Here is a 23084-nt window from a genome sequence, read left to right on the forward strand (position 1 = left end):
TTTCTTATTCCTCATCATCAAAGGACTCTTCAAACTCGATCATGTCCTCATCTTCTTCCAGGTCTTCATCTTCTTCTACATTGACAAGCTCTTCTCCGCTAAACTCCTGCTTGGTATAGCCGTGTTTACCGAAGGACTCCTCATCTCTGCGTCCTCTGGAATCGCCCTCAATGACATGACGAAGATCTGTATCTCCGTAATCAGAAGTCTCCATAATGTGTACCTCTGATCCGTCCTCGCTGAGCACACGTACATCCAGACCAAGAGACTGAAGCTCTTTAAGAAGTACCTTAAAGGACTCAGGAATACCTGGCTCAGGAATGTTATCGCCTTTGATGATCGCTTCATAGGTCTTAACACGTCCGATCACATCATCAGACTTCACTGTCAGGATCTCCTGCAGTGTATAGGAAGCACCATATGCCTCCAGTGCCCAAACCTCCATCTCTCCGAAACGCTGTCCACCGAACTGAGCTTTACCACCCAGAGGCTGCTGTGTTACCAGGGAGTATGGACCTGTGGAACGTGCATGGATCTTATCGTCTACCAGATGATGCAGTTTCAAGTAGTGCATGTGACCGATAGTTACAGGGCTGTCAAAGTACTCTCCTGTACGTCCGTCACGAAGTCTTACCTTACCGTCTCTGGAGATCGGAACGCCCTTCCAGAGTGCTCTGTGAGCTTTATTCTCATCCAGATACTGCATAACATCCGGTGCAAGAATGTCTTTATATTTCTCACGGAATTCCTCAAAGTCTTCCGTATTTACGTAATCGTTGGCAAGTTCCAGAGTATCCTGGATATCAACCTCGTTAGCACCATCGAATACAGGTGTTGCGATATTGAAGCCAAGTGCTTTGGCAGCAAGGCTTAAGTGGATCTCCAGGACCTGTCCGATATTCATTCGGGAAGGTACACCCAGAGGATTCAGCACGATATCAAGGGGACGTCCGTTCGGAAGGAATGGCATATCCTCAACTGGAAGTACACGGGAAACGACACCCTTGTTACCATGACGACCAGCCATCTTATCACCAACGGAGATCTTTCTCTTCTGTGCAATATAAATACGTACTGCCTGATTTACTCCAGGGCTCAGCTCATCGCCGTTCTCTCTTGTAAATACCTTGGCATCTACGATAATACCATATTCACCGTGCGGTACTTTAAGGGAAGTATCACGTACCTCTCTTGCCTTCTCACCGAAGATGGCACGAAGGAGACGCTCCTCAGCAGTAAGCTCTGTCTCTCCCTTAGGAGTAACCTTACCAACAAGGATATCACCGGCACGTACCTCAGCACCGATACGGATGATACCACGCTCATCCAGATCTTTCAGAGCATCATCGCCGACACCCGGAACATCACGTGTGATCTCTTCCGGTCCCAGCTTGGTATCACGGGATTCTGCCTCATATTCCTCGATATGGACAGATGTATAAACATCATTCTGTACCAGTCTCTCGCTAAGCAGAACGGCATCCTCGTAGTTATAACCTTCCCAGGTCATAAATCCGATCAGCGGGTTCTTACCAAGTGCAAGCTCACCATTGGATGTAGACGGACCATCAGCGATAACCTGTCCTGCCTCAACGTGCTCACCCTGGAACACGATCGGTCTCTGGTTGTAGCAGTTGCTCTGGTTGCTTCGCATAAATTTGGTCAGATGATAATCATCTTTTGTTCCGTCATCGTTCTTGATGGTGATATCTGTAGATGTAGAACGAAGTACGGTACCTGCTTTTCTTGCAACAACACATACACCGGAGTCAACGGCTGTCTTGGTCTCCATACCTGTACCAACAACCGGAGCCTCTGTTGTAAGAAGCGGAACGGCCTGACGCTGCATGTTTGATCCCATCAGCGCACGGTTCGCATCATCGTTCTGCAGGAACGGAATCAGGGCTGTAGCAACGGAGAATACCATTCGCGGAGATACGTCCATGTAATCAAACATGTGCTGCTCGTACTCCTGTGTCTCCTCACGGTAACGACCGGAGACATTCTTATGAAGGAAATGTCCCTCTTCGTCCAGAGGCTCATTCGCCTGTGCTACATGGTAATTATCTTCCTCATCCGCTGTCATGTATACAACCTCATCGGTTACACGCGGATTGGAAGGATCTGTTTTGTCGATCTTTCTGTACGGTGCCTCTACGAAACCGTACTGATTGATTCTTGCATAGGATGCAAGGGAGTTGATAAGACCGATGTTCGGTCCCTCAGGAGTCTCGATCGGGCACATTCTTCCGTAATGGGAGTAATGTACGTCTCGAACCTCGAATCCGGCTCTATCTCGTGACAGACCGCCAGGTCCCAGTGCGGAAAGTCTTCTCTTATGAGTCAGCTCTCCAAGCGGGTTGTTCTGGTCCATGAACTGTGACAGCTGGGAAGATCCGAAGAATTCTTTCACTGCTGCAGTTACCGGTTTGATATTGATCAGGGACTGCGGAGAAATGCTCTCTGTGTCCTGTGTTGTCATTCTCTCACGTACCACACGCTCAAGTCTGGAAAGACCGATGCGGTACTGGTTCTGAAGCAGCTCACCGACAGCACGGATACGACGGTTACCCAGGTGGTCGATATCATCATCGTTACCAAGGCCATACTCCAGATGCATATTGTAGTTGATGGACGCAAGGATATCTTCCTTGGTGATGTGTTTCGGGATCAGGTCGTGGATATCACGTTTGATCGCCTCACATCTGTCCTCAAATGTGTCATTTTCTTCCAGAATTTTTTCGAGTACCGGGTAGTATACTAATTCTGTAACACCCAGGGACTTCGGATCCTCAAGCTCCGGCAGATAGTGACGGATGTCAACCATAAGGCTGGAAAGGACTTTGATCTCTCTCTCCTCACCCTGGATCCACACATACGGAACTGCGGAATTCTGTAAAGTATCAGCAAGCTCTTTTGTAACAAGTGTCTCAGCCTCTGCAAGGATCTCACCTGTTGTTGTATCTACAACATCCTGGGAGAGCTTGTGGCCTACGATACGTTTGTTGAAATGAAGCTTCTTATTAAATTTATAACGTCCGACTTTGGCAAGGTCATATCTTCTCGGATCGAAGAACATTGCCATGATCAGGCTCTCTGCGCTCTCTACTGCAAGCGGCTCGCCCGGACGGATCTTCTTATACAGCTCAAGGAGACCTTCCTGATAGTTTGTGGAAGTATCCTTGGTAAAGCTGGCAAGGATCTTTGGCTCTTCACCAAACAGATCAATGATCTCAGCATTGGTTCCAATGCCCAGTGCACGGATCAGAACAGTGATCGGAACCTTTCTTGTTCTGTCTACACGTACATAAAATACATCATTTGAATCTGTCTCGTACTCCAGCCATGCACCTCTGTTCGGAATTACAGTACTGGAAAACAGTCTCTTACCAAGTTTATCATGAGCGATTGCGTAGTAGATTCCAGGGGAACGTACTAACTGGCTGACAATAACACGCTCAGCACCATTGATAACAAAGGTACCCGTAGCTGTCATCAGCGGTAAATCTCCCATGAAAATCTCGTGTTCGTTGATCTCTTCTGTTTCCTTATTGATCAGCCTTACTCGAACCTTCAAAGGTGCGGCATAAGTCACGTCACGTTCTTTACACTGCTCGATGGAATATTTTGCATCTTTTTCATCGTATGTGAAATCGATGAATTCCAGACTGAGCTTTCCGCCGTAATCTGCGATCGGAGAAATATCATCAAATACTTCTTTTAAACCTTCGTCAAGAAACCACTGGTAGGAATCTTTCTGAACTTCGATCAGGTTTGGCATTTCCAGGACTTCTTTTTGTCTCTGGTAGCTCATACGCATGCTTTTTCCAGTTTTTACAGAACGAATTCTGTTTTTTTCCATTGACGTTTCACCCCTGTTTTTTTATTATTTATTACAACATGATCCCGCCTGACCTTTAGGCAGGCATATCTAGCCATAATATAGCATCCTCCACTTTAACATAAGAAAAAAAGTGTGTCAAGCACTTTTTTTGATTTTTTACATTTTTCAAAAAAAAGATTCTGTTCCTTCTATACATACGATGTATGGATATCCGGAACAGAATCTTTTTTTATCACACATACTTACTTCACAATAGTATTTACTGTTACTGTATTTCCGTATTTATCTTTTGAGACAAGTTTCAGAGCAGTATTCTTTTTTTGCTTCTTTATTTTAATAACGTACTGTTTCTTTTTGTTTACGGATGATACCCCCAGCTTTGTCTGTTTTCCGGAACACCGCGCATAGGCAATAACTGTCTGGCTACCTGATGCAGTTCCGCTTATAGCTGTACTTCTTGATGTAACAGCTCTGCATGAAGGACGGTTGATACCGGTCCATCCTTTGCAGCTTTTTACATATACCGCCTGAACTTTTCCGTTTTCACAAAATGTATTCTTTTTCATGACCGGTATTACAGATGCATATGCATAAACACCATTCCCCCTATTTTTCTCCGCACGGTTTCCTGATACTTCAGATACTTTTGATTTCCAGAGCAAAATACCACTTTTTGCATTTGATGTCACACGATTGCTTTTTACCCTGACTCCGCCGGCCACATACTCAATTTTCACGCCATGATTTTTGTTGGATAAACAGATATTACCAAGAACATTATTATTCTTTCCTGCATTTACACGTATTCCCGAGCCGGCCACTGATTTAACAGTATTCTTCTGTGCAGCGGATGAAGTATTTACAGATTGCAGATAAATTCCATCTCCGCCTGCTCCGGAAACAGCATTCCGCTCTACAAGATTTTTCTGTTTTGATCCTGCTGCATAGACAGAACCGGAGAGATAAATTCCCGTATTTGCAGTTCCGGACACTGTATTCCTGCTGATAACGCTTCCTCTGGAATCCTGGGCATAAATCCCAAAATTGGAATATGAAGAAGTTTTTTTCATTGTTACCTGATTATCTGTTACGGTATCTGTGTCAGTAAGAGACATGCTGATTCCGTTTCCATATCCGCTGATCTGATTATCTTCTACAGTCACACCTTTCACCGGATATATCTTTTTAGGGAGCACAGCTCCATCTTTTTTCATATTATAGCCTGAAACTTTTATACCACTGCAGATCCATGCAATTCCACCAATGCTGGTAGTTCTGGCAAGACTGATGTAGTTTCCTGCCACACGAAGATTCCTGTTTTTCAGCATGTCCGGCCCATCATCATAGCCTGGCGTCTGGTGTGTATTGCTGCTCACAGAAGAAATGTCCACTCCATTTCCCACATTTACCATGGTATTATTTTCTGCTGTAGAATCTTCATAATTCATAAACCTTATACAGCGTTTTTTTACATTATGGAAAGTATTATTCGTAACTGTGATCCTTTTATATGTTTTTCCGGACATCATACTGTGCGTTCCCAGCCCTGCAAAGACATCTTCGAACACATTTCCATCGATCACAAAATCTTCACAGGTCGTTCCATCGTAAGGTCTGTACTGCGGAAAAACATTGCTCTCATCTGTACAGCAGTCGATCTGAATGCATTCCTGTCCGCCTTCCACATAATTCTTATAATAGCCACTGAATGTACAGCCTGTGATCTTGGCATTTTTCACTCCGCCAAATTCCAGAAAATGAGATTTCAGATTATTAAGAAATGTAGCATTTTTAATCGTAACATTCGTAGCATGTCCAATGCAAAATCCCACAAATCCGCCTGGTGCATCCTTATTTTCCACACACTGATAATTGTAGTCCCAGGTTCCTCCATCGATCACAATGTTGCGATATCCATCATATCCGCCTTCTGAATCTTTGGTATTTCCAAGGCGGAGGATCAGATGTTTGGTGGTAGACGTTTTTGTAATATTAGCGTCTCTTGCATATAAGTACATATTACTGTACATGCAAAGTGTACCTGTCAGTTCATAATTTCCCGGTGGAATTATGATCTTGCAGGGATTTTCATCTGTGGCCTGATCTTTCAGTTCAAGAAACAGTGTGTTCAGGGGTGCTGTGATATCCTGTCCTTCCTCAACTTCCAGAGTCACAGTCTGATAAGTTCCAAGTTCTCCATCTGACGCATCTCCTGCGGAAAAATCCCCGGCAGCATTGGCATCATCTGTAAAATCAGCCTGTGCCTGACCTGCGCCTTCATCAGCTTTATTATTATCCGGCTCTGCGACGTTTTCTACATTATCGTTTTCCTGCTGAAGCTGAAGTTCTTCGGAACCGTTATCGCCGTTCTCCGTTCCTTCGGAAAAATCTGCCGGCAATTCTCCGCTGATACTGCCATCTGCTGTCTGAATATCCTCACTGCCAGCTTCCGTTGCTGCATTGTCAGAAATATTCTTATTTGTGTCAAAATCTCCATCTGTGCTTCCATCTGAAAATGCGTCTTCAGTTGAATTTTCCGATATTTCCTCATCCCCCGGTGCCTCTGATACATCCACTGCTTCTACAGCACCTGACTCTATTTTTGTCCAGGATGCCTGTGATGCAGGAACCACACTGCCATCGTTATCCAGCACAAGCGGATCCAGATCCTGTTCCGGCATATTTTCCTCTTCTTCAAGCTCCTCCTGCTGCTGCATTGCAGCTTCCTGAGCCCGAAGTTCATCCAGAGGATTTTTCACGTTTACAGTTATATTTTTTACATTTTTTCCGACAGACACTGTCTTGGCTGCCGTCGGAAAAGAAACTCCTGTGATTCCCAACGCAGCAGCAAGGATACAGGCCATTATTTTTCGTTTCATATTCCATCCACCCTTTCCTGTCTCCTTTATTATCCTTTCTTTTTCTTCAAAAAGCAAGATTTACCCTGGATTTTTTCACTAAAAAAGCTGCTGTGCCGCCGGTAAACCGGCAGGCACAACAGCCTCAAAGCTCTTATTCTGACTGGATTATTTAAGTGTAACCTTAGCTCCCTCAGCCTCAAGTTTAGTTTTGATGTCCTCAGCCTCAGCTTTGGATGCGCCCTCTTTAACAACCTTCGGAGCACCATCAACGATAGCTTTAGCCTCTTTAAGTCCAAGACCTGTAACCTCACGAACAACTTTGATAACTTTAACTTTGTTAGCGCCAACCTCTGTAAGCTCTACGTCAAACTCATCTTTCTCCTCAGCTGCCTCGCCTGCTGCACCTGCTGCTGCTACAACAACACCTGCTGCTGCGGAAACGCCGAACTCTTCCTCACAAGCTTTTACAAGGTCATTTAACTCTAATACAGATAATTCTTTGATTGCTGCAATAAATTCTTCTGTTGTTAATTTTGCCATTTTAATTTCCCTCCATTTATAAATTTTAATTAATAATCATGCGGTCGTTATGCCGCCAATTGCACGTTGCTGGGATTACTCAGCAGCTGCTGCGTCAGCTCCGCCGTTCTGCTCTGCGATCTGATTAAGCACACGAGCGAAGTTTGCGATCGGAGACTGCATGCTTCCAAGCAGTTTTCCAAGAAGTTCCTCTCTTGAAGGAATTGTGGACAGTGCCTGAATTCCGGCCTGATCATTGTAGTTACCTTCAACTACACCTGCGATCAGCTCCAGTGCCGGGAACTGTTTTGCATATTTAGCAAGGATTCTTGCCGGAGCAGTTGCGTCTGTCTCGGAGATAGCGATCGCATTTGTGCCATGTAAATGATCACTGAGGCTCTCAAATGCTGTACCCTCGAATGCACGACGCATCATGGTATTCTTGTATACCTTGTACTGAACACCAGCTTCTCTTAACTCTTTACGAAGAATTGTATCCTGCTCAACTGTAAGACCGCTGTAGTTTACAAGTACAACAGACTGTGCGTCTTTAATGCTGTTAGAGATCTCTTCTACGATTGGTTGTTTCAGTTCTACTTTTGCCATGAAATGGTACACCTCCTTATAGATTTTGTATACCGCCGTCGCAATAAGTCAATCTGTTTAAAAAAAAGACCTTACTGCTTCGCAATAAGGCCTTGTGTAATCTTAACTCAGAATACTTGGACCTCGGTAGGCGTTTTAATCCTTATGCCTTACGGCACCTACTGTCTTCGGCAGCGTTCTTAGGTACAATACCATAACAGTGCCGGGTGTGTCAAGTATTTTTTAAGATTTTTTCAAAATTATTTAGTACCAAAAATACGGTCTCCGGCATCTCCAAGTCCCGGGCAGATGTAAGCGTTTTCATTGAGCTCTCTGTCAAGGGAACCACAGTAGATCTGTACATCCGGATGTGCCTCATGGAGACGTTTCAGTCCCTCAGGAGCTGCGATGATGCACATAAACTTGATATTCTTTCCGCCCTGTTTCTTGACAAAATCAATGGCAGCTTCGGCAGAACCGCCGGTTGCAAGCATCGGATCAACGATCACTGAAATACGCTCGTCAATAGATTCAGGAAGCTTACAGTAATACTCATGGGGCTCATGTGTTACCGGATCACGGTAAAGTCCCACATGTCCGACCTTTGCAGACGGTACCAGTGTGAGAATGCTGTTTACCATTCCAAGTCCTGCACGGAGGACCGGGATCACTGCCAGCTTCTTACCTGAGATCATCGGTGTCTTACAGGTTTCTATCGGTGTCTCGATTTCCACTTCCTCTGTAGGAAGATCACGAAGCGCCTCATATCCCATCAGGATTCCGATTTCCTCCACCAGTTTACGGAACTCGTTTGTTCCTGTATTTTTATCACGGAGCATTGAAATTTTGTGTTTGATCAGCGGGTGATCCATAATATAAACATTTTTCATTTTTTCCATCGTGATTTCCTCTCTTTGTCTGTGTTTTTTGTAAAGCGAAACTTCTCATTCCACTCTGCTTCATACACCGGAATGCAAGCCTTTCGCTTTTCTGTATTCATCTTTCTACATTATAATATATATGACACTTTTTCAAAAGGGGGAAAAACTATTTTCCCTGGCGTTCCAAAACCTGATCGATAGCATAGGCCACACCAAACTCATTGTTGCTCTTTGTGATGTATTTTGCTGCCTTTTTGATCTCCGGAACTGCATTTTCCATTGCAACGGTTGCGCCGAAATCCATGGAGATCATGGAATAATCATTAAGGCTGTCACCAAGGACCATCACCTCATCCATGGTATAACCCAGAGACTCGATATATTCTTTCAGCACCGGGCCTTTCTGCGCCTCTACTGCTGTAATCTCCTGATTATATATAAAGGAAGAAGCCACTGCAACGGCTGGATTTTCTTTCAGCTCATCGCTGAGTTTCTCCAGCTGCTCCACATCTGCCGCAAAAATGAAGATCTTATATATCGGCGCACCGCTGCTCTCCAGGGAACGGATATCGGAAATCCCTTTCGTGTTTCCGGCGATTCTGCGGTACTGCGGGGATTTCCGTACAATCTCCTCGCTGGTATCTATGTCCATATTGAAAAGACGGATCTGCTGAATGATTCCGTCTTCAATTTCCTTCTTTGTTCCAATACGGTAATCATAGCGATCCGTAAAAAATGCTACAGATACCGGGTATTTTTTTGCCGTATTGTAGACCTCCTCACACAGCTCAATAGAGATCGGTGTACTCTTTACAACCTCCTGCTGCGGATTCCGTACTTCAGCACCGCTGCTCACCACATAATCACAGGTCAGCTCTGTTCCCTTCAGTTCCTCCATGGCACCGGGGAAATTCCGACCGGTGGCAACCATAAAGCGGATTCCCGCATCGCAGGCACGCCTGACCGCCGCAAGGGTTTCCGGTGCGATTCTATGGTCATCACCAAGAAGTGTGCCATCCATATCACTTGCAATTACTTTTATCATGAAAAATTTCTCCTTTTATCTGTAAAAATTCCGGTCAATCATTCGGATCCATAGCAAATATGTCCTTTTTTCGGAGAAATTATATCTTATATTATTGCAAAATACAATGATTTTTGCGACAGGCATATGCCTTTCTGATTTCAGAAATACATGGTATAATGAGATTTCATAAATCTGTCCGATGTCGGTCAAGCGTATATCCGCAATCCGCGTCGCTGCTTGATCCGGTTAAGTGAATAACCCCATCCACATGTACTACATAGATTTGCATCAAATAAATGCTCTTCAGTTAAGTCAGTCAATCAGAAAACAGGAGAATATTATGTCAACTTATTTTTTTCATTCCAAAAGAAGCCGCTCACATTCCCGTTTCTTCTATTTAATATTGTGCACAGTTCTTGTCTGTCCAATGCTCCTTTTCACAGGCTGCCAGAATACCACTGGCACCAGCACTGCCACCGAGAAGGAGCCTATCAGCATCAGCAGCATCAAATTGAACACAGCCATACAGATCACCATTTACGATTCCCAGGATAAGTCCCTCCTGGATGACTGTCTGGCACTGTGCGATAGGTATGAGCTGATCTTCAGCCGGACAAATGAGAACAGCGAGCTTTATAAATTAAATCACCGGATATCAGATTCCGCTGTATCAAATCAAACCATTGAAACTCAGACCACTCCCTACCAGGTCAATGGCACCACAAACACATGGCATATATCCGAATACCTTGCTGCTCTGCTTTCCGAAGGACTCGATATCACCAGGGAATCCGACGGTGCCTTTGACATCGCCATTGCGCCTTTGACCTCTCTCTGGGATTTCACAGCAGAAGACCCGAAGGCTCCGGATGATGCAGATATTCAGAAAGTTCTCCCCCTGTGCAGCTCCGACGGCGTCACCATTGACGGGCAGGATATCACACTTCCCTCTGATGACATCCAGTTCGATGTAGGCGCCATTGCCAAAGGCTATATTGCAGACCGCCTGAAAGATTTTCTGGTAAAAAAAGGCGTAAACAGTGCTATCATCAACCTTGGCGGCAACGTCCTCTGCATCGGCTCAAAGCCCAACGGCACTCCCTTCAAGATCGGCATCCAGAAGCCTTTTGCAGACCGCAATGAAACAGAGGCTGTTATGGATATCGCCGGAAAATCCGTTGTATCCTCTGGGATTTATGAGAGGTGCTTTAAGCAGGGCGGTAAATTATATCATCATATCCTGAATCCCCAAACCGGCTATCCTTATGATAACGGCCTGATTTCTGTGACGATCATCTCCGACCAGTCTGTGAACGGCGATGCCTTAAGCACCACCTGTTTCGCCCTTGGCCTGAAAGACGGGCTGAAATTTGCAGAGAAAAAAGGCGTGCAGGCTGTATTTATCACAGAGGATTATGAGCTGCATTATACGGACGGATTCCAGGATAAGATCAATGTCACTGATGTGGAATCCTGAACCATGAAATCTTTTTCAGTAACAACCAAAAACCTTACGGATAGACCATATTTGTCACATAAGTCTGCGGATAATCTTTCAGAAGATTTGCCATTGCTGTCTGTGTCTGTGTCGTTGAAAATGGCTAGGATGGGCCGTTCCACAGACATTCATAATCTGCCTCCGTACCGTGGATGTCTCTGTTCCGCAGTTGTAGGGCCACAGGGGGGGGGAGGCAAAACCTTCCGGATTCACAATCTGCTCCCAAGCTTCTTCATATCCCTTATCCGGAAGTTCAAAACACCATGGGATAAATCCGAGCAAACAGTGATCTTCTGGAAGCAGATAATGCCGAAGATGGCCTGAAGATCATTCTCAAAGAGCATCCTGACATTATTATCACAGATATGAAAATGCCCGTCATGGACGGAATACAGCTCTAAAAAAAGCCGGAAGAACTTCACATCGACAGCAAAATCAGTGTGATCAGCGGATTCAGCGATTTCAAATATACAAGACTTGCGATCCAGGCTGGTGTTATTGATTACATACTGAAGCCTGTTGATCCCCAGAATTTGAACAATGCGCTTTCAGCCACAATTTCTCAGTTGGAAAGTGAAGCAGGCAAAACTGGGACTTCCGATTCTGCTTCATCACCCGAACCCTGCTCTGCGTTCACCAGTAGGGTAATCAGTGATGTTTTTGATTATATCAATGCACATTATCTGGAAAATATCTCCCTGGCCGATATTGCAGAATCTTTTTTCTAAGTAAGGAGCATCTGTCCAGATTGTTTTAAAAAAACGTCAGAATCTTTTTTCCTATACTATGCAGTTAAAGCTCACCGAGGTGAAACGGCTTCTGCAGTCTACGGATATAACTCTCGACGACATTGCCTGGCATCTTGGTTTCAGCAATGGAAATTACTTCAGCAAGGTTTTTAAAAAGAACTGTCAGATGTCTCCCAGTGAATACCTGAACGTACAGCTATAGTTCTTCAGAAAACTTTTCTCCGATAAAAAGTAGCTGTAACTGAGCGTATCCGTTCAGTTACAGCCACTTTATTCAATATTATTATATTCAGTTATTGATCATATCCGGCCAGGAAAGAATCTCTGCAGAAATCTTCTCTTCATAATCTCCGTCAATGTCCTCACTTCTTCCAGCCGCATAAATATTGGTCTCGGCACCCCAACCGTTGTCCTCGTATTCCCATACATGGAATTTCAGTCCACGGAACATGAAATCCAGACTTCCGCAACCATCTTCCTCTGTGTATTCGAATTTGATATTTTTTTTGTTCAGAGCATCCTGTACTTTCTGTAAACGCATATAATATCGCTCCTTCCACGCCTAAAATCTTCCTTTATACACAAAGTATAACATGTTGTGATTTTTGACACAAGTCAAGGATGAAAGTGCCTGTGAGCTGCAGATAGCTCAGGCCCAGTAGAGTCTCATTCCAAACTCATGGCTCATACGGTCCGGATGCCCATCAACTCTTGAAAGCAAAGTACAGATATCCTGATAGGTATTCTTTGCCATACATTTACCGCTATTATCAGAAAGAATTAGTGTAAGGTTCCACTTCTTGCCTTTTCCGTATTCTTTCTCAAAGGTTTTTACCATGACACGGCTGTCTGCCGGAACTTCTGCTTTAACACTTCCCTTTTCCACCAGTTCTCCGTTCAATGTTTCTGTAATGATCCATGTAAGTTCACACTCTCCCAGAGCTCCATCTGTATCATTTACAATATACAGACTGTCCAGATGATCTTTGTGCTTTGCAAAAACACCCACTGGTGCGTTGCTTTCCAGTATAGCCTGAAGACCCTTTTTGGGAATTCCCCACCAGTCATATAAACCGTAGAAGCTCTGAGGACACAGGTCGATAAACATAAACTGTACATATCCTGAGCAAGGTTCATATTTCTGGATCCTGTAATGCTCTGTATAATATTTCAGAAGCTTATACTGATATTCCTGGATCTTCGGGATATCATCCACCAGTTTTTCCAGACGATGATATACCGCCGGAACAGTTTTCAGATTTTCACTGCTGCCCGGTGCATCAAATCCGTACTCTGTATTCAGCTTTTCTGTCTGCTCATAAATATCTGCATATTCTCCACCGCTTAAAGAACCCAGATAATTGTGGCTGTCCCCGCTAAGCGGATCATCTTCGCAGAAAGAACCCTTGATGATCGGTCTGCCCGGATCCATCTTCTGTACCTCCCTATACAGAGCAGGTCCCGGATTTTCCTCCATAAATCTCCTTCTCACATTTCCATCCGGATCAACACATCCCGGTTCATTCATAATGATCCAGCAGATCAGAGACGGATGATGCTTCAGAAGTTTCACATTTTCTCTGTAAACATCTGCAAATCTCTGCGCCCATTCATCTGTTGAAGGATGCGTCCAATTGTACTCCGAATCCTGAAGAACTGCAATTCCCAGCTCGTCACACAGATCATAAAAAACTTCCTGCTCTGTGTGGACATGTACTCGTACCAGGTTAAAACCTGCCGCCTTTACATTAAGAAGATCTCTCAGGTACCGTTCCCTTGTCATTGCGGAAATATAACAATCCGGAAAATAAGAGGTTCCTCTTATATACAGCTTCCTGTTATTAAGCCAGAATCTTGTTATTTTTTCATTACGCTCAATCTGAATGTCCCGGAAAGCAAAATTCGTTGTTCTGCTGCTCAGTATGTCTTTTCCCCTGCTTAACGTAAGTTCTGCCTGATACATCCAGGGATAACCATGATCCCATGTGGACCACAGTCTGACATCTTCCACTTTAAGCTCACATTTAAAGCCTGTCTCTGCTTTCTCTGCCATTATCTGAACAGTTTTTTCTGCCTTTATAAGACCGGACTCTTTTTCCCGGATCCTTACATTAAAATCATATGTCTCCCCGGATTTCAGACCTCGCGCTTCAGTTTCCACATATACGTCTGCTTTCTTTCCATCTGGATCCAGTTCATACTTCAGATCTGTCTGATCTTCCAGAACACCTTCTTCTGTCAGGATCAGTTCCACTTTTCCGTAGATTCCTACAGGATTTACATCTCTCTGGATAAATGTATCAGAATGTTCGTAGGTACCTTTTACCATATTTCTTTTTACCAGGGTGGTTCTGGAATCCTGTGCATCCAGCTCCACCTCATCATCCCATGGAGAACTTACCTTTACAATGAGATAATTTTTCTTTCCAAAAACAAGCTTATCTTTTACATTAAAGGAAAATGGAGCGGAATATCCTTCATGCTCTCCAAGAAATTCTCCGTTAAGCCATACTTTTCCATAATAATCCACATTGGTAAATTTAAGGACAGCATCCGTAACTTTCTGATCCGGAACTTCAAACTCTGTTTTGTACCACCAGGGTGCCTGATTGAAATATCTCAGTTCACGCCCGAAATATGGCTGTCTGGCATAGATAAGCTGCAGATGTTTCAGTTCCTCCAGTTCCTCCCATTCAGACACCTGGGAACCTACGGAAGTATCTGCTTCCCTGGCAGCATAAAGCCCGATCTTTTCCCCTGTATCATGAACATCCTGCAAAATTTTCCATCCTTGTTTCAATTCAATCCTTGTTTCCATTTCAGCCTCCTAACTCTTGACCGCACCTGCAGCCATACCTTCGATTATGTTCCTGTTAAGAATAAAATACACGATCAGTGTAGGCAGGATCGATATTACGATCGCCGCAAATGTACTTCCCCAGTCCACTCTTCCGAACTGCCCCACAAAGTCATTCAGGCCAATTGGCAGAGTTTTCATATCAGAAGATGAGATAAACGTATTGGCATAGGTAAATTCATTCCATACAAAAACAAAATTGTATGTAAGAACTGTCATTGTAGTATTTTTAGCCATAGGTACCACGATCTTGCGGAATGTGGTTCCCATTGTGGCACCGTCAATAACTGCCGCTTCCAGAAGAGAATCCGGCATAAATTTAAAAAATCCGGTGTAAAGATAGATACACATTGGAAGTCCGAACCCGATCTGCGGAAGCACCAGTGCCCAGTATGTATTTCTCAGTCCGATCCTGTTATAAATCTGGAACATGGGTACAAGGCAGGAAAAAATAGGCACCATCATTCCAAACAGGAAAAATGCCATCAGTGCATTGGCATATTTTACCTTTACCTTACTGATCACAAATGCAACCGGGCATCCCAGGACTACGATGCCAAGAAGTGTGAGAACTGCCACAACCGTACTGTTAAGAAAATATCTTGGAATGGATGAGATCGTCAGTGCGCTGATATAGTTTCCAAGATAAAATCCTGATGGCAGGGCATACTGTGCAGTATATGTCATTTCATCCGGTGTTTTCAGACTGGAGCAGATAACCCAGAAAATAGGGTAGACCTGTATCATGACAAAAATAAGGATCACTACATAGAACACAGCACGAATAGGTATATTTTTTCTTGATTTTATCATTCTGACCCATCTCCTTTCGCCGATCCCAGGCATTTCTGTATAATCCCTACTGCTACCAGACATTCAATGACCAGAAAAACGGACAATGTACTTCCATAGCCAAAGTCAGCCGAATTAAAAGCGGTTTTATACATATAAGTTGCCACCATCTCTGTTGATCTGGATTTATTGTCAAGAATATAGAATACATCAAAGGTTTTCAGACAACCATTTACAAGCATTACAATGACAATGCTGAATATATTTTTCACCAGTGGAAGCTTTATGTAACGATACTGTTGAAAAACATTGCAGCCATCCATTGTAGATGCCTCGATCACATCCTTTGATATGGATACAAATGCGGAATAAAAAATGATCATGTACAGACCACAGTATTTATATCCATCGATCAGGGTTATGGTAATCAGCGCTGTATGGGAATTTGCCAGCAAAGCGATAGGTTCCATTCCCAGTTTTTCCATCACATAGCAAACCAGGCCCTGGGGCTGGACAGAAAGCATTTTGGAAAAAATCTGGCAGATCGCCATAGATGAAATGATACATGGAATAAAATAAATAACCCGCAGAATATTTCCACCTTTGGAAATATGTGTAAGCAAAATTGCCAGGATCAGTCCTGCACATAACTGGAACAAACTTCCCAATACAACAAATTTAAGATTATTTACAACAGCCTCACGAAATGTCTCATCCTGAAACATCCTCACATAATTTTCCAGTCCGATAAACTTCATATCACCGATTCCATTCCAGGAAAAAAGGCTGTAACCCATTGACCACAGAATTGGGATGATAACAGTAAGAATATATACGAACAGTGCAGGAAGAACAAACGGTAAAGGCTGGATTTTATTTCTGGGCTTCATATCCTCTCCCCTTTCATACGCAGATGCAGATAAAATTCCGCATCTGCGTATTCTCTCAGTTATTCTTCAGTGTCAAAATAATCAGATGCATACTGTTCTACAGCTTTGTCCATGTTTTCACAGAACTCTTCAGGTGTTGATTCTCCCATTCCAAGGCTTGCCAACTCTTTTCTGTAAACCTCGTTTGTAGAAGGATCCAGACGAACATCCCAGCACTGGGCAAAAGTGCCGCAGTTCTCAAGATCGCTTAAAATCTGCTGTGTAAGCTCCGGCAGCTTCTCCGGGTCACTTGGCATCATGGATGGAAGCATATTGAACTCATACATTGCCGTATCAGCAAAATTATCCCATACATAACTGATGAAATCTTTCATCTCATCACTCATGGAATCCTTGAGAATGGCAGTTCCGATTCCACAATTCGCATAGTAATCATTTTCTCCCGTAGCGGTTCCCTCGCTGTCTACAGGAAGCTTGAACATGGAAATGTCATCTTTAAGATTTCCCTCATCATCTACAAGATCCGGTGTATCCCATGTTCCGGTGTATAACATTGCCGCACCATTGTTCAGAAACAGATCCATCTGTGCGGTAGTATCTGAACTTGTCCATCCTTCACTGAAATACTGGGCTATATCCTGTGTATACTGGGCTGTTGCGATACCTGTCTCAGAATTAAATTTTTCTTTTCCCATTCTTGCATTGTCAATGAAGTCATTTCCTTCCAGTCTGAAAGCCTTAAATGCAGGATAACGCATGATCATGTCGTAATTTCCTGCGGATATCGGGGTCATTCCCGCATCTTTCAGCTTCTTGCACACATCCAGGAGGTCTTCCAGTGTCTGAGGTGTTTCAGTAATTCCGGCTTTTTCAAACATGTCTTTGTGATACCAGAAATACTCTACATTTCCCTGCCAGGTCATAAGGTAATTGCTTCCGCCACTGAGTTTCGGATAATTCAGTGCAATATCAAAGAACTTGTCTTTGATACCCAGTTCATCATAAAGGTCATCCACACTGTAGATCAGATCCTTTTTGCAAAGTCCTTCAAAAAATGCCTCCGGATCTGCGTCAAACCAGTCCGGCAGCTCATTGCTGGATGCAAGGATCTTGATCTTCTGAAGATATGTTTCTCTGTCTGCAATAGACTCTACATTGAATTCAAAATCCGGGTGATCTTTTTTGTAATCTTCTGCAAGCTTCTTCAATGTTTTCAGTGCCGCATCTGTTTCGCCCCTGGCACTGATATAATTGATCACAAGTGGTTCGGAATCCTCTTTTTTATCTGCCCACACATTCATCATGCTGAATGAAGAGAGACACATCATTGTGGCAAGTGTAGCAGCCATCACTTTTTTTAATTTCATTTTCGTCCTCCTTTTGGTACATTTCTATTCATCCGGATTGAATATTTTGTTCCGCTTTCCTTATCGATGAGACCATTATATTAAATCCGTCCGGAAAAATACATGGAAAATCTTCGCTGTACCTGGAATATTTTCTCCAATCTTTCCCCCACACTTGTGAGAATTTTTCCCTTATTATATAATGTAGCCAATAAAACCAGAGGGGGGATTCCATGATAGAAAATCTGAAAAAAAAGGTGTTTCACTTATTTTTAGGAATCAGTCTGAAACGCAGGCTTTTTATTACATATCTGCTGCTCAGTTCTCTGATACTCATGCTTACTTCCGTGTTTTTTTATACTGCATCCAAAAAAGTACTGATCAAGCGTGCCGCACTTTCCAGTCAGCAGCAGCTATCCCTGATCACCAGCAACCTTGGAGAAAAGATCGATAATATATCAAACTATGCCATCACCCTTTCCATCAACAGCAATATCGCCGATGTTTTAAAAGAAAATCCCACAGTTCCCGAAAACACACTGGAACATTTTCTGGTAAATTCCGAGCTTACAGACCAGGCCCAGCGTATCATCGGACTTCACAAAAACATCTATGCCTGGGATATCCTGGATACAGAAAACCACTGGTTTCACAGCAGTACCACAGAAACAGATCAGCTTGATTCCATTTTAGGTCCCGAAGTCCTTGACAGCCTTCAGACTAATCTGGCCTTTCATTTTCTCGGACCCTTCCAGATAAGTGGGGAGCCAACCTTTGTAGCCTTAAAAAGTATTACAAACATTGATAACACCAAATATCTGGGCGCCCTGGTCCTTCTGATCAGAGAAACAAATATTTCCTCTGCATTCCGCGACCTTCCGGACAGCTCTTCCAGGGATTTCTATATTACTGATGAAAATGGACAGATACTTTCCTCTTCTTCATCCGGAGGTATTTATAAAGACTTCTCATCCTATACAAAAATCAGTTCAGAGAATTATAAAACCCTGACAGAAACCGACAGGCAGTTTTTTTCCGTAGACGGCACTGACACTCTTTTTATCTGCAAATCCTATCCTGACCTGAACTGGAATGTGATCAACCTGATTCCTCTGGAAAGCCTGACTCTGGATCATATGGTGATCCTGCACAACATTCTTCTGATCAGCATTGTAGTGTTTATTTTATCTGTATTTTTTTCCATATTATGTACAGGTACTGTCACCGCACCTATACAGAAACTTGTAGAAAAAATGAAATCTGCGTCTGCCGGAAAGCTGAATATTTCTGCCAGTTACTCTTCAAATGATGAACTTGCAGTTCTCTATAACCAGTTTAACCTTATGATGCAGAAGATCCAGACATTACTTAACGATATCTATGAGGAACAAAATGCCAAACAGAAAATGGAAGTACGTCTTTTACAGTCCCAGATCAATCCCCATTTTCTTTATAATACTTTAAACACCATCAAGTCTCTCATAGAACTTGACATGAATGATACTGCAGTAAAAGCAGTGTCTTCCATGTCATCTTTCTACAGAAACTCTCTTTCAAAGGGACAGTTTATCATTCCTCTGCGCCAGGAGCTGCTTCTTACAGAACAGTATCTTTATATCCAGAATCTGCGGTATATGGATTTTGTTGATTACGAGATCACCTATGAGCCGTCCTGGGAGGATCATGGGGCAGAGATACCCAAGCTGACCATACAGCCTGTTGTGGAAAATATTTTTGTCCACGGACTTACCAGCCAGATATGCCATATTCACTTAAATGTTTCTATCAGAAATGGTACCATCTGTATTTCTGTTTCTGATAATGGTTCCGGTATCCCGCCGGAAAAACTTGCCGAACTTAACCGTTCTATCAGAGACTTCAAAACTGCCCGACATTCTTTCGGGCTTCCAAGTATCAACCACAGGATTGCTCTTCTCTACGGTGAGAATTACGGACTCACCATCGAAAGTTCACCTGAAAAGGGAACCACTGTAACCATAGTAATACCTGACAAAAAAATCTGATTGAGGGGGAAATATAAATTGAAAACACTCGTAATTATTGACGATGAAATTTTTTTCAGAAAATCTCTGATCAATTTTCTTGAAAAACAAAACATTTATAACATTGCAGGGGAAGCTAATAACGGACAGGCCGGAATCCAGCTTATTGAAAATGTCAAACCCGATATTGCCCTTGTGGATATATCCATGCCGGTTATGAGCGGTCTGGATATGATTGCAGCTCTTGGAACAGACTGTCATACCAGATTCATCCTTTCCACAGGATACGAAGATTTTGACTATGCCAAAAAAGCCATCTCTCTTCAGGTCCGCGGATACCTCCTGAAGCCACTGGATCACCGGGAGCTTATGGAGACACTCCAGAAAGTAAGTGACGAGATCGATCAGGAAAATTCCAGAAACAGTTATGTGAATAATTATTTTCAGTTCCGCGATCTGTATACACGACAAATGCAGCTTAATTTCTTCCAGAAAGTGATCAGTGGAACAACCATTTCCCCGGATGATCTGGAAAAAATTCCGGTTCATAAAACTTCCGATTATCTTACCATTCTTATGGAGATCCACAATGCCAATCCGGAAATATGGGATGAAAAAGGTGATTTTTCTCTGCTCCACACCATCCTGGAAAATATATGCAGGGAAATCTTACAGCCTGTGTGCAAAGAGCTTATTTACATTGACTATTCTCAGATGAGACAGTATATCATCATGGAAAAAAGCTCTGATTTTTCTTTTACCGATCTGGAACAATCCTGTCTCAGACTTGCCGGGATATATGATAATATCGCACAGATTTCCACTTTTTTCTGCTGTGGAACACCTCATGAAGGCGTGGAAGGAATCCGCTATTCCTATGAAGAGGCTCTTTCTGTTTTTCATAACAGAACTGCGTCTTCTTCCGGATTTCTTTATTTCACGCCCCAGTCCCATTCCGGTGATTTTACATTAAAGCCTCTGGTTTATAATGATATCCTGATCTTTCTGCGCCAGCAAAATTCACCGGCTCTCTGTAAATATATTGATGAATATTTCAACGATATCATCACCAAAAAAATCCATATCCGGCAGACCTGGAGTGTAGCTGCTGCTTTTCTTACTGTACTTGACGGTTTTATCACGGAGTGCAGTCAGCGTGAAACGCTTTTTCCTCTTCTGGAAAACGCCCTGAATACTTACCAGAACTGCCAGAGTGCCCTGCAGTTAAAACAACTGCTCCAGTCTACCTGCAAGGCAGTTCTGGATTCTCTTGCTGATGAAAAAAATCCGCGGAAGTCAGCTCTTGTATCCCAGGTTCAGGAATATATCTGTCTGAATTTTAATCAGCCGGATCTTCGTCTTGAAACCATTGCTTCCCATTTTTTTGTCAATCCCCAGCATCTCTCTACTGTATTCAGTCAGGAATCCGGAGTTACACTTACCTCATATATCAATGTCTGCCGCATGAAAAAAGCCAGACAGTTTCTTCTGGAAGACAGCCCTTCCATTCAAAATGTAGCTTCTTTATGCGGATTTTCTGATTCCGGATATTTCAGTAAATGTTTCCGGAAATATTACGGGATCTCTCCGAAAAATTTCGTATCCCTGACTGAAGAGAATAGTTATTAAAGCGGACATTCAGATTCTGTTGATGTTTTTATTTCTTTAAAGTGTAACGATCCACCACTTTATCTTGTTAAAATAATGTTTTATTTTAACATATGTTTTATGCAAAATGCAAGTTCTTTTTATTGTGCAATATCGAGGAATGTGTTAAGATAAAACTTGCGACTTTATACAAATAGCAGTTTACCAAACTGCAACAATGAGGTGAGTTATGAAAGAAAGAGAAAAACTTGGATCCCGTCTGGGATTCATTCTGATTTCTGCTGGCTGTGCCATCGGAATCGGAAACGTCTGGAAATTCCCTTACATGGCCGGACAGGGCGGTGGCGGCACATTCGTACTGTTTTACCTGATCTTCCTGGCCCTTCTTGGACTTCCTGTTATGACTATGGAGTTTTCTGTTGGACGTGCCAGCCAGAAGAGTCCTGTCAAAGCATATTACGCACTGGAAAAACCAGGACAGAAATGGCACATCCATGGATATATCACTCTGATCGGATGTTATCTCCTGATGATGTTTTACACCACTGTTACAGGCTGGATGCTGAATTACTTCTATATGACAGCCACCGGTAAATTCCAGGGACTTGATTCCGACGGTGTTGCAGGACAGTTTACCAACATGCTTGGCCAGCCCGTTACTATGGGATTCTGGATGATCGTTGTTGTTATTGCAGGTGTTTTTGTCTGCTCCCGCGGTCTTCAGAACGGCCTTGAAAAAGTTACCAAGGTTATGATGATCTCTCTTCTGGTGATCATGGTTGTTCTTGCCATCAACAGTTTTACCATGGATGGTGCCAAAGAGGGACTGAAATTCTACCTGATCCCGGATTTCGAGCGTATGAAAGAAATCGGTATTATTTCTACCATTACCGGTGCTATGAACCAGGCATTCTTTACTCTCAGCCTTGGTATCGGTGCTATGGCTATCTTCGGAAGCTACATCGGAAAAGATCATGCACTGCTTGGTGAATCCATGAATATTGCGCTTCTGGATACTTTTGTTGCGATCACCTCCGGACTTATTATTTTCCCGGCATGTTTCACATTCAATGTTGACCAGACTTCCGGACCGAGCCTGATCTTCATCACACTGCCGAATATTTTCAACCACATTCCGCTTGGAAGACTGTGGGGAAGCCTGTTCTTCATCTTTATGTCATTTGCAGCTTTCTCTACCATCCTGGCTGTATTTGAAAATATTATTTCCTGCGGTATGGAGCTTACCGGCTGGAGCCGAAAAAAATCCAGTCTTGTAAATGCCATCGCCATCATCCTTCTGTCTCTGCCATGCGTACTTGGATACAATGTATGGTCCTGGGACTGGCTCAAGGTATTCGGCGGCGCAATTCTCGACCTTGAAGATTTTCTGGTAAGCAACATTCTGCTCCCGCTTGGTTCTCTTGTATACCTGCTTTTTTGTGTTTCCAAACGGGGCTGGGGCTGGGAAAACTTCACAAAAGAAGCCAACACCGGAAAAGGCATGAAGATCCGGAAATGGATGCGCGGATACATCACTTATATCCTGCCGCTGATCATTCTGTTTATCTTCTTCTTTGGTCTGTACGATAAGTTTTTTGCATAAAATAAAACACCTCTGACGGAT

At 43.3% G+C, this 23084-nt stretch carries 18 protein-coding genes and 1 other annotated feature; of the genes, 7 read left to right on the top strand and 11 right to left on the bottom strand.

Translation table 11 applies throughout. The annotated features are described in order from the left end of the window. Positions 1–4: 4 nt before the first annotated feature. From AB5026_RS10120 to AB5026_RS10145, 6 genes are all read right to left on the bottom strand, one after another. Positions 5–3862, bottom strand: coding sequence for a DNA-directed RNA polymerase subunit beta (locus AB5026_RS10120; RefSeq protein WP_291543509.1), 3858 nt, complete (start codon positions 3860–3862; stop codon positions 5–7). Positions 3863–4086: 224 nt separating this feature from the next. Beyond that, positions 4087–6723 (bottom strand): right-handed parallel beta-helix repeat-containing protein, encoded by a 2637-nt coding sequence (locus tag AB5026_RS10125; protein WP_288866516.1) that lies wholly within the window; start codon positions 6721–6723, stop codon positions 4087–4089. A 147-nt stretch (positions 6724–6870) separates the two neighbouring features. Beyond that, positions 6871–7245, bottom strand: a complete 375-nt coding sequence (gene rplL, locus AB5026_RS10130; protein WP_015526302.1) for a 50S ribosomal protein L7/L12 — start codon at positions 7243–7245, stop codon at positions 6871–6873. A gap of 75 nt (positions 7246–7320) precedes the next feature. Then, positions 7321–7830 (bottom strand): 50S ribosomal protein L10, encoded by a 510-nt coding sequence (gene rplJ, locus AB5026_RS10135; protein WP_021652200.1) that lies wholly within the window; start codon positions 7828–7830, stop codon positions 7321–7323. Positions 7831–7882: 52 nt separating this feature from the next. Then, positions 7883–8019 (bottom strand) — a sequence feature (ribosomal protein L10 leader region). Positions 8020–8069: 50 nt separating this feature from the next. Beyond that, on the bottom strand, positions 8070–8699 hold the full coding sequence (gene upp / locus AB5026_RS10140; protein ID WP_044961929.1) for a uracil phosphoribosyltransferase: 630 nt from the start codon (positions 8697–8699) through the stop codon (positions 8070–8072). Between the two features lie 157 nt (positions 8700–8856). Beyond that, positions 8857–9735: a Cof-type HAD-IIB family hydrolase gene (locus tag AB5026_RS10145; protein WP_092069709.1), complete on the bottom strand. Its 879-nt coding sequence runs from the start codon at positions 9733–9735 to the stop codon at positions 8857–8859. 322 nt (positions 9736–10057) lie between these two features. Between AB5026_RS10145 and AB5026_RS10150 the strand changes: the two genes are divergently transcribed. From AB5026_RS10150 to AB5026_RS10165, 4 genes are all read left to right on the top strand, one after another. Further along, the gene (locus AB5026_RS10150; protein WP_368213263.1) at positions 10058–11194 is read left to right on the top strand and encodes an FAD:protein FMN transferase; all 1137 of its coding nucleotides are present in this window, start codon (positions 10058–10060) and stop codon (positions 11192–11194) included. Positions 11195–11508: 314 nt separating this feature from the next. Beyond that, the gene (locus AB5026_RS10155; RefSeq protein WP_180211352.1) at positions 11509–11616 is read left to right on the top strand and encodes a response regulator; all 108 of its coding nucleotides are present in this window, start codon (positions 11509–11511) and stop codon (positions 11614–11616) included. A gap of 39 nt (positions 11617–11655) precedes the next feature. After that, on the top strand, positions 11656–11943 hold the full coding sequence (locus tag AB5026_RS10160; protein ID WP_129975543.1) for a hypothetical protein: 288 nt from the start codon (positions 11656–11658) through the stop codon (positions 11941–11943). A gap of 19 nt (positions 11944–11962) precedes the next feature. Further along, the gene (locus tag AB5026_RS10165; RefSeq protein WP_255363757.1) at positions 11963–12166 is read left to right on the top strand and encodes a helix-turn-helix domain-containing protein; all 204 of its coding nucleotides are present in this window, start codon (positions 11963–11965) and stop codon (positions 12164–12166) included. Between the two features lie 87 nt (positions 12167–12253). Here AB5026_RS10165 and AB5026_RS10170 read toward each other — a convergent pair whose 3' ends face one another. From AB5026_RS10170 to AB5026_RS10190, 5 genes are all read right to left on the bottom strand, one after another. Next, positions 12254–12505 (bottom strand): hypothetical protein, encoded by a 252-nt coding sequence (locus AB5026_RS10170; RefSeq protein WP_044961921.1) that lies wholly within the window; start codon positions 12503–12505, stop codon positions 12254–12256. A gap of 108 nt (positions 12506–12613) precedes the next feature. Next, a complete protein-coding gene (locus AB5026_RS10175) occupies positions 12614–14782 on the bottom strand; it encodes a glycoside hydrolase family 2 TIM barrel-domain containing protein (RefSeq protein ID WP_173762955.1) in 2169 nt (722 codons plus the stop codon). A gap of 9 nt (positions 14783–14791) precedes the next feature. Continuing rightward, positions 14792–15634, bottom strand: coding sequence for a carbohydrate ABC transporter permease (locus tag AB5026_RS10180; RefSeq protein ID WP_021976595.1), 843 nt, complete (start codon positions 15632–15634; stop codon positions 14792–14794). Then, positions 15631–16503, bottom strand: a complete 873-nt coding sequence (locus tag AB5026_RS10185) for a carbohydrate ABC transporter permease (RefSeq protein ID WP_015526310.1) — start codon at positions 16501–16503, stop codon at positions 15631–15633. The genes AB5026_RS10180 and AB5026_RS10185 overlap by 4 nt, the downstream gene beginning before the upstream one ends. A 59-nt stretch (positions 16504–16562) precedes the next feature. Continuing rightward, positions 16563–17870, bottom strand: coding sequence for an ABC transporter substrate-binding protein (locus AB5026_RS10190; RefSeq protein ID WP_368213264.1), 1308 nt, complete (start codon positions 17868–17870; stop codon positions 16563–16565). A 212-nt stretch (positions 17871–18082) separates the two neighbouring features. Here AB5026_RS10190 and AB5026_RS10195 point away from each other — a divergent pair, with 212 nt between their 5' ends. The 3 genes from AB5026_RS10195 (at position 18083) to AB5026_RS10205 (ending at position 23063) form a co-directional block, all read left to right on the top strand. Continuing rightward, complete coding sequence (locus AB5026_RS10195) at positions 18083–19873, top strand: sensor histidine kinase (RefSeq protein ID WP_368213266.1); 1791 nt, start codon at positions 18083–18085, stop codon at positions 19871–19873. 18 nt (positions 19874–19891) lie between these two features. After that, positions 19892–21481 (top strand): response regulator, encoded by a 1590-nt coding sequence (locus AB5026_RS10200; RefSeq protein WP_173734169.1) that lies wholly within the window; start codon positions 19892–19894, stop codon positions 21479–21481. A gap of 208 nt (positions 21482–21689) precedes the next feature. Then, positions 21690–23063: a sodium-dependent transporter gene (locus AB5026_RS10205; protein WP_021652213.1), complete on the top strand. Its 1374-nt coding sequence runs from the start codon at positions 21690–21692 to the stop codon at positions 23061–23063. Positions 23064–23084: the final 21 nt, after the last annotated feature.

Source organism: Blautia sp. RTP21359st1_E11_RTP21359_211015, from assembly GCF_040910705.1.
GTDB classification, from domain to species: domain Bacteria; phylum Bacillota; class Clostridia; order Lachnospirales; family Lachnospiraceae; genus Blautia_A; species Blautia_A fusiformis.